The organism is Longimicrobium sp. (genome assembly GCA_036389135.1).
In the GTDB taxonomy this organism is placed as follows: Bacteria; Gemmatimonadota; Gemmatimonadetes; order Longimicrobiales; family Longimicrobiaceae; genus Longimicrobium.
The window spans coordinates 1-15,459 of sequence record DASVQP010000021.1 but is presented as its reverse complement, the minus strand read 5'-3'; the positions used below and the strand labels follow the sequence as shown (position 1 = coordinate 15,459).

Genomic DNA, 15,459 nt, shown 5'->3' with positions numbered 1-15,459 from the left:
GAAGCCGGCTCGAGAAACGCGGCATTGAACCCGGAGTCCGCGCAGGCGGACTTTGTGCTGTTGTTGCAGCGAGTTCACTCGCCCGGGCCTTCTGAGCCCCCCAGGAACCAGCCACCATCCCCATGCCCAACCTCACCATCTCACGCGGGACCGCCAGCGAAGCCGAGCTCAACACGGTGTTCGAGGGGCTGCGGGCGCACAACGAAGCGCGGGTGGGCGATCCCGGATATTCGCCGCTCCACGTACTGCTGCGCGACGACGAAGGCGAGGTGCGGGGCGGGCTGGCGGGGGACGTGTACCTCGGCTGGCTCTTCGTGCGCTACCTGTGGGTGGCGGAGGAGCATCGCGGCGGCGGCTACGGCGAGTGCCTGCTGCGCGAGGCCGAGGACGAGGCACGGTCGCGCGGCTGCCACGCCATCTGGCTCGACACCTTCAGCTTCCAGGCACCCGGGTTCTACCGCCGCCTCGGCTTCCAGGAGTTCGGGCGGCTCGACGACTACCCGGCCGGCCACGCGCGCCACTTCCTCTGGAAGCCGCTCGGTCGCTGAGTAGGTTGGCGGGTCGGCAGATCATCCGCCAACGTCTACAGTGTACACCTTTAGCGCCGCACATTGCGTGATCACCTTTTCTTCGGTATCTTTTCGGTGTCCAGCGACGGCACACATGCCGCCGCGGGCACCCCGCTTACCCACACACGAGGACGTATGAACCGCAGCCTGGCAGCCATTCCGCTCGTCGCACTCCTCCTCTCCGCATGTGGCGACGGCGCGTCGCCGCTCGCGCCCGAAGCACCGGCGCGGAACACCACGCCGACGTACGAGTTCACCGCGCGCGCGAACACCACCGGACCTAAGGGGCAGTTCTGGATCATCACCGGGTCGCCGGAGACCTGCTCCGTGGATTTCTGGCACTACGACGCCAACAACCCCGGCTCCGCCGCGCAGATCGTAAAGAAGTGCGGAACCGCGACCCTCAATGACTGGTCTGCCGAACCGTACAACGGTGGCGACGTCAGCATCTCCGCCGATTACAACGGTGCTTCGAGCTGGCTCGGTTACGTCAGCGGCGACCTGACCACCGAGATGCTCGTCACCCAGCTGCCCGCCGGCACCACGGTGACTCTCACCCCTTACGTGAACCCCGGCTGCACGGTCACCCGGTGGAACACGAGCAACGGTTGGATCATGGGGCCCGGACCGCTCGTGATGCAGGTGGGGGGGAATACGTACGTCGAGGCCTTCTTCATGTGCAGTTGAGCTGAGCAAGCTCGCCCCACGGTGACGTGAGGGATCGGACGTAGCAAGGCGGGGCTCACATCGGGACACGGAGAGGACTTGTTCGCTCTCTCCACTTCCTCGGTGTGAGCCCCGCCTTCGATTCTCCCCGCCCGTGAGTTGCCCGGGTTCACACCTGCTGCTGCGTCCAGATCACGATGACGCCGCAGCCGACCTCGGGGCCGGCGAAGCGCGCCGGAGTCTGGCTGGGACCGCGGTACACCTCCACCGCCTCCACGGCAGAGACCGAGATGATCTCGTCGATTCCCTCGGGGCGGGCCACGGGCTGCCCGTCCAGGAAGACGGCGGGGGAGCAGGAGCGGCCGCCCGGTCCCTGCCGCCCGAGCGTCACCCCTGCCCTTCCCCCCGCCACCACCCTGCGCACCCCCGGCACACGTGTCAGCAGCTCGGACATGTGGGAGCCGCCCTTGCGGATGACCTCTTCGCGGCGCATGAAGACGCCGGGGGAGGTGCGCTCGCGCTGGTAGAAGCCCGCCCGCTCCAGACCCGGCACGTGCGGCGGCTCGGCGCGGCTGGTGATGGTGAGGGGCTCCAGCTCCACCGCCCCGGCGGAGAGGTGCAGGTCCACCGCGAGCACCTCGGCGGAGCTCACGTCGAACTCGGCGCTGGTCACCGGCTGGTACCCGATCCGATCCGCGCGCAGGCGGTACCTCCCCGCCCCGCGCAGCGCGACGGTGAAGCGCCCCGCCGAGTCCGCCAGCACCTGGCCGATCACCCTGCCGGACCCGGAGACGGCGACCACCGAGGTGGCCGGGATCGGCCGGTCCGTCGCGCGGTCCACCACGCGTCCGCTCACGCTCTGCGCATGGAGAGAGGCGGGAACCGTCAGCAGCATGAGGGCGAGTAACGGGAACCCTTTCCGAAACATGGGGCCTCCTGGAGGCGGGCACAGCGGAGATCGGGCGGCCCGGATCCGGAAGGCGCGCCGGTACGGCGTGGGAACGTCGGACAGCGAACGAGCTCTGGCGTCATGGCACCTCCTCGCGACGGCCCGCGGGGAGCGCGGGCGCGCCGTTCACCCGCGCAGGCGTTCCAGCAGAGAGGCCATGTCCTGCGGGAGCGGGGCCTCAAACGCCAGCGCCTCCCCGGTGGCGGGGTGGACGCAGGTGAGCCGCCATGCATGCAGTGCCTGCCGCCGGATCAGCGCCGGGGCGGCCCCGCCATACGCTCGGTCACCGATCACGGGGTGGCCCAGGTGCGCCACGTGCACGCGGATCTGGTGCGTGCGCCCCGTGTCCAGCTCCAGCTCCAGCAGCGACGCATCGGAGAACCGCTCGCGCACCCGGAAGCGCGTCCGCGCCGCCTCGCCGCCGGGCCGCACCGCGCGCAGGCTGGAGTTGCGCGGGTGGCGCCCGATCGGCGCCTCGATCGTCCCCTCCTCCTCCGCCACCCTTCCGCGCACCACCGCCAGATATTCGCGCCGCAGGGTGCGCTCGCGCAACTGCCGGTCCAGGTGCTGGTGCGCGAAGGCGCTCTTCGCCACCAGCAGGAGCCCCGACGTGTCGCGGTCGATGCGGTGCACCGGCCGCACGCGCGCGTCGATCTCCTGCGTCAGGAAGTGGTGCGCGATGCCGTGCGAAAGCGTGCGCGTGTGCTCGGGCGAGGTGGGGTGCACCAGGAGAAAGGGCGGCTTGTTGAGCACCAGCACGTCGCGGTCCTCGTGCACCACGTCCAGCTCCATCTCCACCGCATCCACACCCGCGCCTTCGCGCTCCCCCAGCTTCGCCGCCACCACGTCACCGGCGCGCACCTCGCGTGCCAGGTACGCGGGCTTGCGGTTCACCAGGACCCCCTTGGCCCGGGTCAGCCGCTGGATCATCCGCCGCGAGATCCCCAACGTCCCCGTCAGGATCTCCTGCACGGTGCGCCCCGCCTCCTCTTCGCGCACCGTGTGCTGCGCCCATCTGCGCGGCGGCGCCGACTTTCGTTCTTCACTCATGTACTGCAAGCCTCACACAGAGCCACAGAGTCGACAACAAGAACAGAGAAGAAAGAGTTGTTTTCTCCGTGTCCTCTCCGTTTCCTCTGCGTCTCCGTGTGAAATCGCGGTTCAAGAGCGGCCGGCCCCGGCGAGCACGGCGGCGACGGTCTCGTCGGCCACGGGGGCGCCCCAGCGGCCGTCGCGCACTGCGGGGGTGCCCACGCCCTCGATCAGCGCGTACTCCACACGCCCGTCGCGCGACTTCTTGTCGCCGCGCGTCCAGCCGATCACGTCCGCCGCGGCGTACTCCAGCGGGAGCGATGCGGGGAGCCCGAGTTTGGTGAGGACGCGCCGCAGACGCGCCGCGGTCCCAGCCGCCGTCACCCCGATGCGCTCGCCCAGCCGCGCCTCCTCCACCATCCCGATCGCCACCGCCTCGCCGTGCAGCAGCGTGTAGCCGGAGAGCGACTCCACGGCGTGCCCCAGCGTGTGGCCGAAGTTGAGGAGCTTGCGGGGCCCCGCCTCGCGCACGTCGCGCTTCACGATCTCGGCCTTGATCTCCACCGAGCGCACGATCATCCGGCAGAGCGCCTCCGGGTCCCCCGCCAGCAGCCGGTGCGCGGACTGCTCGATCCAGTCCAGGTACTCCGGGTCCGCGATGGCGCCGTGCTTCACCGCCTCGGCCATCCCCGCGCGCAGGTGCTCGGGGGGGAGGGTGCGCAGCAGGTCCGGGTCGATCACCACGCAACGCGGCTGGTGGAAGGCACCCACCATGTTCTTCCCCGCCGGCGTGTCCACCCCCGTCTTGCCCCCGACCGACGAGTCGATCATCGCCAGCAGCGAGGTGGGGAGCTGCACCAGGGGGAGGCCGCGCATGTAGGTGGCCGCCACGAAGCCGCCCAGGTCGCCCGGCACCCCGCCGCCGAAGGCCACCACCGCCGTGTCGCGCCCCAGCCCGGCCTCCATCATGGCGTCGCACACCAGCGCCCACGTTTCGCGCGTCTTGCGCGCCTCGCCCGCGGTGAAGGCGAAGACGTCCGCCCGGTAGCCGGCGGCGTGCAGCATCCGCGAAAGGCGCACGGCGTACAGCTCCGCCACCCGGTCGTCGGTCACCACCGCGTAGCGCTGCGCGGGGCAGAACCTGGAGAGGATGGTGCCGATGGAGCCAAAGATCCCCGGCCCCACCAGGACCTCGTAGCCCGGCGCGGAGCCGTCCGAGGAAGAAACGGCGATTCTCTGCTTGATGCTCATCCGGTATTCTCCGCTCGCTGCAGGGTACGGCGGTCCAGCCCCACCCCCAGCACCGTTTCGTCCGCGATCCACCGGACCAGTTCCTTGAGGTCGCCCCCGTTCTCCCCGGCGATCCGGCGCATGGTGTGCGCGGCGGAGCCCCGGTCCAGCAGGGCGGCGATGCGCTCCAGCTCCGCCGCGTCGCCCAGGCGCTCGGCATGGCCCCACACGCGGTCCACCAGGCGCTCGATCGCCGCGCGGGCACTCTCCGCCCGCGGCGCCCGCGACCACAGGTCCACGAGCTCGGCGTTCGTGCCGTCGCGCGAGGCACGCCACGAGTTCTCCCCCAGCAGCGCCTGCACCACCGGCGGCGAGAGCGTAGGCTCCACCAGCGTGCCATCCACCACCGCGGCCACGATGGCGCGTGCCAGCGCGGCGGCGGCCACCGCGTCGTCCAGCCGCGGCGTCACGTCCGTCACGCGGAACTCGACGGTCGGGTACCTGTGGTGCGGGCGCAGGTCCCAGTACAGCCGGCCGGGAGCGTCGATGCAGGCCGTCTCCGTAAGCCAGCGCAGGAGCAGCTCCATCTCCTCGCGCCCCTCCAGCCGCGGGGGCGGGCCCGAGCGGGGCCAGCGCCGCCAGATCAGCGCGCGGAACGAGGCGTAACCCGTATCGTGCCCGTCGTGGAAGGGCGAGCTGGCCGTCAGCGCCAGCAGGCAGGGAAGGTAGAGGCGCGCCACGTTGGCCACCCGCACCCGGTCCACCTCGGGCGGCACCCCCACGTGCACGTGCATCCCAAAGATCGCCTGCGTCTCGGCCAGCGCCCGGTACTCCGAGCGGATCTCCTGGTACACGGTCGCGGCGGTGAACTCGTACCCCGTCGCCGGGCTGAAGGGGTGCACCCCCGCCGCCGCGATCCTCACCCCCGCCGCCTCCGCGGCCACGGCTGCCTGAAAGCGGAGCCGGGCCAGGTCCTCGCGCACGCAGCTGGTGCCCTCGCACACCCGGGTCTCCACCTCCACCGTGTGCTCCTGCATCTCCGGCTTGACGTCGTCCGTCCAGTCCGCGGCGATGACGTAGCGGGCACGCCCCCGCAGCTCCCCCGAGTCCGGATCGACGAGCTGGTACTCCTCCTCCACTCCTACGGTCAGCTCTTCTGCGGATGCGGTGCGGTGGAGCAAACGGAAAGCCTTTCAGAGAGTTCGCGATGCCGACCAGGAGGGCGCGGGGCGCGTGGCCGAGCCACCCGCCGCGCACCCCTTACCGGTACCTCACCGCGCAACCTTCGCGCCGCAGCACGTCAGCTGCGGGGGGTCGCTCCAGCCACGCGCATCCGGGCCGCGTTGGCGACCGCTTCCTCCAGGACGCCGGTGCTGGCGCAGCTCACCGTGACCGACGAGACGGCGCGCTGGGCCGCGTCGCCGGAGACCTCGGTCTCGAGAACCGAGCCGGCGGCCCCCGCATCGCGCACCCGCGAGACCACCGAGATCCGCACGTTGTAGCGGTCGGCCAGCGCCGAGCCCATGGGGTCCGTGCCGCAGTTGAGGTAGCGGGAAACGCGGGTCTCCCCCAGCCGCCCGCGGTTCACCTGCAGCCCCGGGTTGCCGATCACCATCAGCGTGCTGTCGTACACCGCCAGGTCCAGCGCCAGGTCCTGGTACGCGCCCGGAAGCACCCCCCACAGCGTCTTCGCGGGCACGGCGATCTGGGTGCTCCGCTTCTGGATGGTGTTGGAGGTCTCCAGGTTGATCGAGGTCTCCCCCATCCCGGTCCCGTAGCTGACGTTGGTGGTCCGCCGATCGACGGAGGTGCTGGTCCCGGGATCGCCGGTGCTCGCGCAGGCGGCGGCGGTGGTCACGGCAAGGAAAAGGGCGAAAAATCGCATTCGGCCTCCATCAGGGTATGAGGGGATCACTGCGGGTCCATCCGGCGGATGGACGGGTGCGGCGGCGCGCCGGGCGTGCCGCGATTGCTCAGCCGTCCGGTACACCCGGGCCGCCAGGGAGGAGCGGACCGATCCGGCGTACGCGATGCGCCTCGGGGAGGGCGGCGAGGAGCTCGAGCGCGGTGCGGTGGAGCACCGGGTGGCGCCACTCCGGGGCCGCTTCGGCCAGCGGCACCAGCACGAAGGCACGCCGCTCGAGCTCGGGGTGTGGCAGCACCAGTTCGCGATCGTTCCGCACCTCGCCCGCGAAGTCGAGCAGGTCGAGGTCGATCGTCCTTGGCCCGTACCGCTCGGCGCGCACGCGGCCCAGCTCCAGCTCCACCCCCTGCAGCCGCCGGAGCAGCTCGTGCGCGGTGCCGGCGGCCTCCACCACGCAGACGGCGTTGGAGAAGTCGGGCTGCGGCGGTCCGCCCACCGGCTCGGTGCGGTAGAGCGAAGAGAGCCGGACGACCCGCCCGTACCGTGCCAGGCTGCGCAACGCCGCGCGCAGCTGCCCCGGAGCGTCCCCCAGGTTTGCGCCGAGCCCCACGATCGCTCGCGCGGCGACATCGGCGGCCATCACGCTTCCCCGGCTCCCAGGTGGACGGCGCCAGGGCCGCGGCCCCACACTCCTGCTTCACGATACATCCTTCCGGGGCCCGTGCAAAGAGGGCCGCGCCCCACGACGAAAAGAAAGGGAGGGCGCCGGCCTTCGGCGCCCTCCCCTTCTCCTCGTTACATCACGACCCGGGCGAGCTTACGCCTGTTCCACGATGCACGCGGACGGTACGTACTCCGGGTTGTTCTCTTCACGCTGCGGGAGCGGGAAGGCAACGTCGTCGCCGTAGAAGGTGCCCGCAACCCGGTAGTACGGACCGGACGGGAACACCTGGGTGTGCGTGTACCCGTAGTCGCGGATCATCCGGCGCAGGTCGCCCTGGCGGTGACCGGTGTTGAACATCCAGAAGGCACGCTCGCGGAACAGCAGACGCAGACGGGCGTCGCGAGCCGCGGCCGGCGTGGCCGCCCCCGCGCCCGGATCCGTCAGCGGCGGGAGCGTGGAGGCGAAGAACTGGCGCCGAGAATCCGACACGTTGGCCTTCGTGGACGGGTACAGCAGCTCGATGCGGGCAAGCGCGTTCAGACGCAGGTTGTTCATGAACGTCAGGTATCCCGCCACGTTGCCCGTGCGAAGCGCCGCCTCGGCCTGGATCAGGCGAGCTTCCACGCCCGACGCCACCGGCACGTCGTCGGGGAACTGCGCATACCTCAGGTCGAGGTGCTTCGGAATCGAAGCGGTGAACGAACCACCACTGTACGCCCAGTACACGCGGGGGTCCATCGCCCCGCGGAAGTTCAGCCCTTCCGCGTTCGGAGCCGTCACCCGCGCGGTCGCCGAGTCCCGGTTGGCGGGGGTGGTGGTGGGCGGGTTGTGCACCCGCAGGAAATAGTTGTGGGGCGCGATCGCAACGCCGCTCGAGTCCGCTCCTTCCAGGTTCGACACGCCGTACCGGCCGAAATTCTGCAGGTTGGCGATCGGATTCTGCTGCGTCGCCGAGTTGGACGAGTGCTCGATGAAGAACACGAAGTTGTCCGGCACCGCCGCCACCGTCGCCGCGGCGAGGGCGATGTTCGCGTCTCCGCCCAGCCCGAGCAGCGCGCGCGCCTTGCCGATGCGCGCGAGGTTGTCGTTCGGGTTGCGCGCCAGCCCCTCGTTGAACCGCACGACCGCCGAGTCGAACGTGGCCGCCGTGCTGATGCCGGGACCCGTCGACAGCGTCGTCGGATCCAGCGGCCCCGTCTCCGGCACGTTGCCGAACGGGAGGTTGCCGCACCAGCCCTCGGCGAGGGTGACGTATGCCATCGCCTCGACCGCCCGCATGCGGGCGAAGGAGTTCGCGCTGTCCGGGAAGACCCGGGCCACCGTCGCGGCGGCGCGGCGCGCGGCCACACGGGCACGCTGCAGCGAGACGTAAGCGGGGTCGGACGTGTTCCCGGCGAGCGGCGCCTGCATCTCGCGCTGGTCCACCGCCTGGCGGGTGGTGAACGTGTCGCCGTGGTAAAGCTCGTCCGTCAGGTTGCTGGTGGAGGCCAGGAACGCGTCCCCGCCCGCACCGCTGTACCCCACGAAGAACTCCCGGAGCGCGCCCGACACCAGGAACTGCACCGACTGCGGGTTGTCCACCTGCTCCGGCGTCACGCGCGCCGGGTCAGGAGCATTCAGGAGCTCGTCGATGTCGCAGGCTGCCAGCGGAAGGGCGACTGCGCCCACCGCGAGGAGCCGGGGAAGGGGCCGAAGCCCCTTCCGGAAGTTGAAGTTGTTTCGCATTGGCATCCTTAAAAGGTGAGGTCGACGCGCGCGCTGAACGTGCGCACCGGCGGCTGCGTGTTGAACTCACCCTGGGTGAAGTTGCTGCCGCCCGTCTCGTTGCCTTCTGGGTCAAGCCCGGTGTAGTCCGTCCAGGTCCGCAGGTTACGCCCGGAGAGCGTAATGCTCGCGCCGCGGAGGAACGGCAGGTTGCGGCCGAGGGCCTCCGGCGTGCCGAGGCGCACCGAGAGCTCGCGCCACTTCACGAAGTCCGCGTCCTCCACGTACCCGGCCCGCGTGCGGCTCGACGCCGAGATCAGGTTCGCGGCCACGTAGCGGGCCTGGTCGTCCAGCGACGCCATCGTGTCGGCGATGGCCGCGCAGGTCCCCAGCGCCGGGGTGCCCGACGCACAGCGGAAGTACTCGGTGAAGTTGACGATCTTGTGGCCGGCGCGGCGCTCGAACAGCGTCGAGATCGTCAGGTTCTTGAACAGCGTCAGGTCCGCCGAAAGCGACTGCGAGTTGGTCGGCAGCTGCGGCCCAAGGTACTGGAGCGCCACCGTGTCCAGCTTGCCCGTGAGGTCGTTGCGCTGCGTCACGTTGAAGTTCGCGGTGTCCACGAACACCTCGGTGCGCGAGATCCGGCCGTCGCGGTTGGTGTCCTCGTAGCGGTACGGAATCTGGAAGAATCCGCCCACCGCGAAGCCCTCGCGGTGCGCCTGCTCGCCGCGGTTGATCAGGATGGGGGCGATGTTCTCGCCCAGATCCTCGATCTTGTTGTTCAGCGTGGTCGCCGAAACGCGCATGTTGAGGCGCGAGTTCGCGCGGTCCAGCAGCAGCGCGTTCAGGCCGAGCTCGGTGCCCCAGTTGCGCACGCTGCCCAGGTTCTCGAACACGCTGGCGCCCACACCCAGCGACGTGGGCAGCGGGCGCGCCACGAGCGCGTCCGTCGAACGCTTCGTGAAGTAGGTGAAGTCCGCGGAAAGGCGGTCCTCGAAGAAGCCGAGGTCGGCGCCCGCCTCGTACTCCCGGGTGCGCTCCGGCCGCAGGTTGGCGTTACCCGTCTGGTTGATGACGGCGGCGAGCACGTCCGCGCCGCCGATCTGCACCGGCGAGCTGGCGAAGAACGTCTCCGCCTGGCCGAACGACGGGCGCAGGCCGGACTCGCCGTACGCCGCGCGCAGGCGCAGGTTGCTCAGGAAGCCCAGCTCCGGAAAGAACGGCTCTTCGCTCACCACCCACGACATGTTCGCCGCCGGGTAGAGGATGAAGTCGCTGATCAGCCCGCTGTTCTGGTCGCCGCGAACGCTGGCGGCGATGAACAGCCGGTCGCGGAACGCGAACTCCTGGCGCGCGAACGCACCGAAGATCTTGTCGTTGGTGAGCGTCTCGCTCACGCTGAAGAGCTGCGTGGTGGCGCTGCACGAAGCCGTGCCGGCCAGCGACCCTTCGCCGTAGCAGGTGGTGCCCTCGAAGCGCTGCTGCTGGAAGCTGGTGCCCACCGTGGTGGTGGCGGTCAGCGCCGACGACAGGTCGAAGTTGCCCACGCCCGTCAGGTTGGCCGTGTACTGGTAGTTGTTGTAGCGCTGCGAAGCCCGGTACCCACGGCCATACGTCACGTTGATCGGGGTGAACGTCGCGTCCGGACCGAAGTCCTCGTGGTCGTAGCGGGTGTAGAAGTCGAGGCCCGTGTTGGCGTTGATCGCCAGCCACGAGAGCGGACGGTAGTTGCCGTTCGCGCCCACGATGAAGCGGTCCAGGTCCTGCTCGGTGGTGAACTGCGTCACGTCACCCGTGTTCAGGCTGAACGGCTGCCCCGGGCGCGTTCCCGGCCCGCCGAACGCCTGGTCCTGCAGTCTGGGGGTGTACACCGCCGCCCCAAGCAGGCCGCCGATCAGCGGGCTGAACAGCGAGTTGTCGCCCTGGTTGAACACCGCCTGGCTCTGGATGTAGCCGGCGTTCACCTGCACCGTCAGGTCCGGACGGACCTGCGCGTTGAGGTTCGCGCGGACGTTGTTGCGGCCGAGCGTATTCGCGCTGATCACGCCCTGCTCCTCGTCACGGTCGACGGACAGGTAGTACGTGACCGCCTGCGTTCCGCCGGACAGGTTCAGGCCGGTCTTGAGGCGGTTGCCCGTCTCGAACGGCCGCGTGCGCGGGTCCATGAGCGGGTTGAACCGGTAGGCCTGGTTCTGGGTGCACAGCCCGCGCGCCCGCGACTCGTTGGCGCAGAAGCTGTAGCCCACCGTGTTGAGCCGGCCCGTCGTGTCGTTGTAGACCGGGAGAGTCCCGTTGGGGTTCGCGGCGGTAAACTGCACTGCCGTGTACGAGAACGGGTAGTCCGTGGGGTCCTTGAGGCGCCCGGTCTCCACGTAGCCGCGCCACGTGGTCTTGCCCGCGCGGCCGCGGCGGGTGGTGATCAGCAGCACGCCGTTGGCGGCCGCCGTGCCGTACAGGGCCGATGCGGCGGGCCCCTTCAGGACTTCGACGTTCTCGATGTCCTCGGGGTTGAGGTCGTTCAGGCGGCTGGGCGACTGGCCGCCGAAGCCGATGCCGCCGCGCCCGTTCGTCGCGAGCACGCCGTCCACGTAGATCAGCGGCTCGTTGGAGAGCGACAGCGAGTTGGCGCCGCGGATGCGGATGCGCTGCGAGGTGCCGGTGGTGCCGGAGGTGCCCTGGAGCGTCACGCCCGAGGTACGGCCGGTGAGCACCTGCGCAACGGTGGTGATGGGGCCGCGGTTGAGGTCGGCCACGCCGATGCTGGTGATGTTCGTGCCGGCCTCGCGGCGGCGCTCGGCCTGGCCGGTCACCGCGTTCACCACCACGCCTTCGAGCGCCACGGCCGAGGCCGCCAGCGAGAAGTTCTGGGTGGTGGTCTGGCCCGCGGTCACCGTGACCGCACGGCTGCCGGCCGCGCGGCCGATGACGCTCACGTTGAGCGTGTACGAGCCGGGCTCCACGGCGGTGATACGATAACGGCCGGCGGCATCCGTCACCGTCTGCCGCGCCGTTCCGCCGATGCGAACCTGTGCACCGCTGATCGCGGCGCCGTTCTCCGCCGCCGTCACCTGCCCGGTCACCTCACCACGTCCCTGGGCCTGCGCCAGGGTGGGGAGGGAGACCAGCGCGAGCAGCAGCGACGCGCAAAGCGTACGAAGCTTACCCATGTGTATCCTCCTGATCGTTTTCTCCTGCGGCCACCCTGACCCAAGTGTCCGGGCGGCCCGCCCGCGGGAACGGGACCCGCAAATGCCCTGCACCTGCAACCGCGACCTGCCTCCCGGCGGGTGGGGGGTCCTCTTTCGAGCGGACGTTCGTATGACCGAAGGCCGAGCGTGAAAGAGTTCCTGCCGGGAGTCCTGCAAGCTTTGTATGATCCAGATTACTGTTACGTTAGCGGCGTATCAGATTTCCGTCAATCGCCCACATGCAATTTGCGTGACGCTCGTGCAGTATGCGACACAAACGTTTTGCCCCAAACGCGCAAAGTAAACGGATTATTGGACTTGCGCACAATCACGCCGGTCAGCTCCAGCGCACCCGCGCAAAATGGCGCTTCCCCTTCTGCAACACCACCTCCCCCCCGGCTGCTACCCGCGCATCGCGGGCGGCCACCTTTTCCCCGTCCACCTGCACCGCGCCCTGCTCGATCTGGCGCTGCGCGTCCGCGTTGGACGACGCGAGGCCCACCCTCACCAGGAGGCGCGAAAGTGCGACCTGGCCGTCCTGCACCGCGAGCGAGGGCTCGTCAGCGGCCACAACGTGCAGCGGGATGTCGTTGGGCACTTCGCGCCGCCGGAAAACCTGGTCGAACCGGTCGGAAGCGGCGCGCCCCGCTTCGGCGCCGTGGTACAGCTCCACCACCCGGGCAGCGAGGGCGCGCTTGGAGGTGTACGGGTTCTCCTTCACCCCCGCCAGCGCCCGTTCCAGCTCGGCGGAGGGGAGCCCGGCCGCCAGGCGCCACCACTCCTCCAGCAGCGCGTCCGGAATGGAGAGGGTGCGGCCGTACTGCTGGTCCGGGTCGTCGGCGATCCCCACGTAATTGTCGTAGCTCTTCGACATCTTGTGGACCCCGTCGGTCCCGCGCAGCAGCGGCATCAGTAGGCAGACCTGCGCTTCCTGGCCGTACCGCTCCTGGAGGTCGCGCGCCACCAGCAGGTTGAACTTCTGGTCAGACCCGCCCAGCTCCACGTCCGCCTTCAGCACCACCGAGTCGTACCCCTGCATGAGCGGGTACATGAACTCCACCACCGAGATGGGCCGCCCCTCGTTGAAGCGCTTGCTGAAGTCGTCGCGCTCCAGCATCCTCGCCACGGTGTACTTGGCGGTCAGCTCCAGCAGGTCCTTGAGCTGCAGCGGGCGGAGCCAGCTCGAGTTGTACTGGATTCGCGTCCGCTGCGGGTCCAGCACGCGGTGCACCTGCTCGGCGTAGGTGAGGCCGTTCTCGCGGACCTCTTCCTCGGTCAGGGGCGGGCGCTGGTCGTTGCGCCCCGTGGGGTCGCCGATCAGGGCGGTGTAGTCGCCCATCACGAACACCACGTCGTGCCCTAACTCTTGAAACGTTCTAAGCTTACGTAATGAGACAGCGTGCCCTATGTGGAGGTCCGGCCGGGTGGGGTCGAAGCCCTGCTTCACCACCATGGGCTTCCCCTCGCGCACCGAGCGCTCCACCTTGCGCGCCAGCTCGCCTTCGGGAACGATCTCCAGCGTGTCGCGCCGGATCTCGTCCATCTGCTCGTTGGCCGGGGCGAACCGGTTGCTGGACATGGGTGCCGGGTGGGTCACGCGGTTGATCGGTTTTGGTGGAGCCCGTCAGTGTAGCCGGTGCCCGTCTGCGCGCGCAACCCCATACGGAACATATGGCGAACGAATCCGTCTTCACCTTCCACACCACGCATCACGCCCTCTGGGCCGAGGAGGTCGCCGGGGAGGCGGGGATACCGGTGGAGGTGATTCCCGCGCCGCCGGCCGCGCAGGCGCGCTGCAGCCTGGCGCTGGCCACCCTGCCGGAAGACGTGCCGCGGCTGGCGGAGGAGCTACGCGCCGGGGGCGTCCCCTTCGCCCTCTTCGGCTGACGCCTCCCCCGCGTGGGCGCTCCAGGCGGTGAAGTACCACTCCATCCAGTCGTAGATCGAGGCCATCCCCTCCTGCATCCGCCGCATCGCCCGCTCGCGCTCGTCGTGCGGAAGGAGGAGCGCGTCGCGGATCTGGAGCGCGCAGCTCTCGGGGTCGTACGGGTTGACTAGCACGGCGCCCTCCATCTCCTCCGCCGCGCCGGCGAAGCGCGAGAGGATGAGCACCCCGCGCGTGTCGGTCTGGCTGGCGACGAACTCCTTGGCCACCAGGTTCATCCCGTCCTGCAGCGACGAGACGATGCACACGTCGGCCATCCGGTAGAGCACCGCCAGCCGCTCGGGCGGGAGCGACTGCTTGAGGAGGTGCACGGGGCGCCACTCCGCGGTGCCGAAGCGCTCGTTGATCCGCCACACCTGCTGGTCCACCTTCTGGCTCAGCTCGTCGTACGCCGCGATGTCGCTGCGCGAGGGGACGGCCACCTGCACGAAGGTGAAGCGCCCGCGCAGCTCGGGATAGCGGTCCCAGAGGAGCTCCAGCGCCTTGAGCTTCTCGGGGATCCCCTTGGAGTAGTCCATCCGGTCGACCCCCACCCCCACCATGCCGCCGCCGGGCGCGTAGCGGGCCCGCAGCCGCTCCATCGCCGCCTCCGCTCCGGGAGCGGTGGCGGCCGCGCGGAACTGCTCCACGTCGATGGAGATGGGAAAGGCGCCCACGTGGCAGGTGTGCCCTTCCAGGGTTGCGGTGCGCGCCTCCATGTCCACCGTGGCGCCGGCCAGCTCCGCGGCGCAGCGCAGGAAGTTGTCCGCGAAGCCGGCCAGGTGGAAACCCATCAGGTCGTTGGCCAGCATCCCGCGCAGGAGGAAGCCGGCCTGCGGCGCCAGGCGGAAGACGTCGTACGGGGGAAAGGGGATGTGCCAGAAGTGGGCGAGCGCCAGCCCCGGCCGCCGCGCCCTCACCAGGAGCGGGGCGAGCGCCAGATGGTAGTCCTGGAACCAGACCACCGCCTCGTTGCCACTCACCTCCTCCAGCACCGCCTCTGCAAAGCGGCGGTTCACGCGGCGGTAGCGCTCCCAGTAGCGCGAGCGGACGCGGGTGAGGTCGGGGCGCAGGTGGCAGATGGGCCACAAGAACTGGTTGCTGAACCCCAGGTAGTAGCGGTTGACGTCGTGATGGGTGAGCCAGATGCGGCGGAGGGTGTACCCGGGGTCTTCGGGGGGCACGCGCACACGCTGGCCGGCGTCCACCGCCTGGGCGTCCGCCTCGCCGCTCCCCCACGCCACCCACGTCCCTCCCAGCGCCTGCATCAGCGGGTCGAGCGCCGAGGTCAGCCCCCCGGCCGGCCGCCCCACCTCCACCTCCCCCACCTCCTCCGACCACCTGTGCTCGTACGGCTCGCGGTTGGACACCACCACCAGCCGCCGCCCGCCGAACAGGCTGCGGAAGAGGGGACCCAGGTCTTCGGGGGAGATGGACATGGGCCGGGCGAGCGGCAACGGGCGTGCCAGGGGGGGAGTGCGGAACAGCGGGGAATAGGGAATGGGGAATGGGGACAGGCATGTTTTGCGTGCGTGGGGCGTGGGGCGGCGCGGGGGCAGGCACGGGCAGCCACGCGGGGCGGCCCCTACGCGGTTCGGGTGCGGAGGGGCGGGCGTCGCGGTGGGGGAAAGGGCGGGCAGACACGCGGGTCTGCCCCTACGGGTGTCGG

13 protein-coding genes are annotated in these 15,459 nt (G+C 70.1%); 3 read left to right on the top strand and 10 right to left on the bottom strand.

Annotated elements, in window-relative coordinates:
• Nucleotides 1-122: 122 nt before the first annotated feature.
• Nucleotides 123-548 (top strand): GNAT family N-acetyltransferase, encoded by a 426-nt coding sequence (locus VF584_04645; GenBank protein HEX8209458.1) that lies wholly within the window; start codon nt 123-125, stop codon nt 546-548.
• A 156-nt stretch (nt 549-704) separates the two neighbouring features.
• Nucleotides 705-1,256, top strand: coding sequence for a hypothetical protein (locus VF584_04640; GenBank protein HEX8209457.1), 552 nt, complete (start codon nt 705-707; stop codon nt 1,254-1,256).
• Nucleotides 1,257-1,404: 148 nt separating this feature from the next.
• Here the strand turns inward: VF584_04640 and VF584_04635 are convergent, their stop codons facing one another.
• From VF584_04635 to tyrS, 9 genes are all read right to left on the bottom strand, one after another.
• The gene (locus VF584_04635; protein HEX8209456.1) at nt 1,405-2,130 is read right to left on the bottom strand and encodes a TonB-dependent receptor; all 726 of its coding nucleotides are present in this window, start codon (nt 2,128-2,130) and stop codon (nt 1,405-1,407) included.
• A 180-nt stretch (nt 2,131-2,310) separates the two neighbouring features.
• Nucleotides 2,311-3,234: an RluA family pseudouridine synthase gene (locus VF584_04630; protein HEX8209455.1), complete on the bottom strand. Its 924-nt coding sequence runs from the start codon at nt 3,232-3,234 to the stop codon at nt 2,311-2,313.
• 111 nt (nt 3,235-3,345) lie between these two features.
• The gene (gene aroB, locus VF584_04625) at nt 3,346-4,467 is read right to left on the bottom strand and encodes a 3-dehydroquinate synthase (protein ID HEX8209454.1); all 1,122 of its coding nucleotides are present in this window, start codon (nt 4,465-4,467) and stop codon (nt 3,346-3,348) included.
• Complete coding sequence (locus VF584_04620) at nt 4,464-5,627, bottom strand: YbdK family carboxylate-amine ligase (protein ID HEX8209453.1); 1,164 nt, start codon at nt 5,625-5,627, stop codon at nt 4,464-4,466. The genes aroB and VF584_04620 overlap by 4 nt, the downstream gene beginning before the upstream one ends.
• Before the next feature lie 119 nt (nt 5,628-5,746).
• Nucleotides 5,747-6,331 (bottom strand): hypothetical protein, encoded by a 585-nt coding sequence (locus VF584_04615; protein HEX8209452.1) that lies wholly within the window; start codon nt 6,329-6,331, stop codon nt 5,747-5,749.
• A gap of 88 nt (nt 6,332-6,419) precedes the next feature.
• The gene (folK, locus tag VF584_04610) at nt 6,420-6,950 is read right to left on the bottom strand and encodes a 2-amino-4-hydroxy-6-hydroxymethyldihydropteridine diphosphokinase (protein HEX8209451.1); all 531 of its coding nucleotides are present in this window, start codon (nt 6,948-6,950) and stop codon (nt 6,420-6,422) included.
• A 177-nt stretch (nt 6,951-7,127) separates the two neighbouring features.
• Nucleotides 7,128-8,699 carry a hypothetical protein gene (locus tag VF584_04605; protein HEX8209450.1) on the bottom strand — a complete coding sequence of 524 codons (1,572 nt, stop codon included), beginning with the start codon at nt 8,697-8,699 and terminating at the stop codon, nt 7,128-7,130.
• A gap of 8 nt (nt 8,700-8,707) precedes the next feature.
• Nucleotides 8,708-11,845 (bottom strand): SusC/RagA family TonB-linked outer membrane protein, encoded by a 3,138-nt coding sequence (locus VF584_04600; GenBank protein HEX8209449.1) that lies wholly within the window; start codon nt 11,843-11,845, stop codon nt 8,708-8,710.
• Between the two features lie 358 nt (nt 11,846-12,203).
• Nucleotides 12,204-13,463, bottom strand: coding sequence for a tyrosine--tRNA ligase (gene tyrS / locus VF584_04595; protein ID HEX8209448.1), 1,260 nt, complete (start codon nt 13,461-13,463; stop codon nt 12,204-12,206).
• Between the two features lie 74 nt (nt 13,464-13,537).
• Here tyrS and VF584_04590 point away from each other — a divergent pair, with 74 nt between their 5' ends.
• A complete protein-coding gene (locus tag VF584_04590) occupies nt 13,538-13,753 on the top strand; it encodes a DUF3343 domain-containing protein (GenBank protein ID HEX8209447.1) in 216 nt (71 codons plus the stop codon).
• Here VF584_04590 and VF584_04585 read toward each other — a convergent pair.
• Nucleotides 13,715-15,229, bottom strand: a complete 1,515-nt coding sequence (locus tag VF584_04585; protein HEX8209446.1) for a trehalose-6-phosphate synthase — start codon at nt 15,227-15,229, stop codon at nt 13,715-13,717. The genes VF584_04590 and VF584_04585 overlap by 39 nt on opposite strands.
• Between the last annotated feature and the right edge of the window lie 230 nt (nt 15,230-15,459).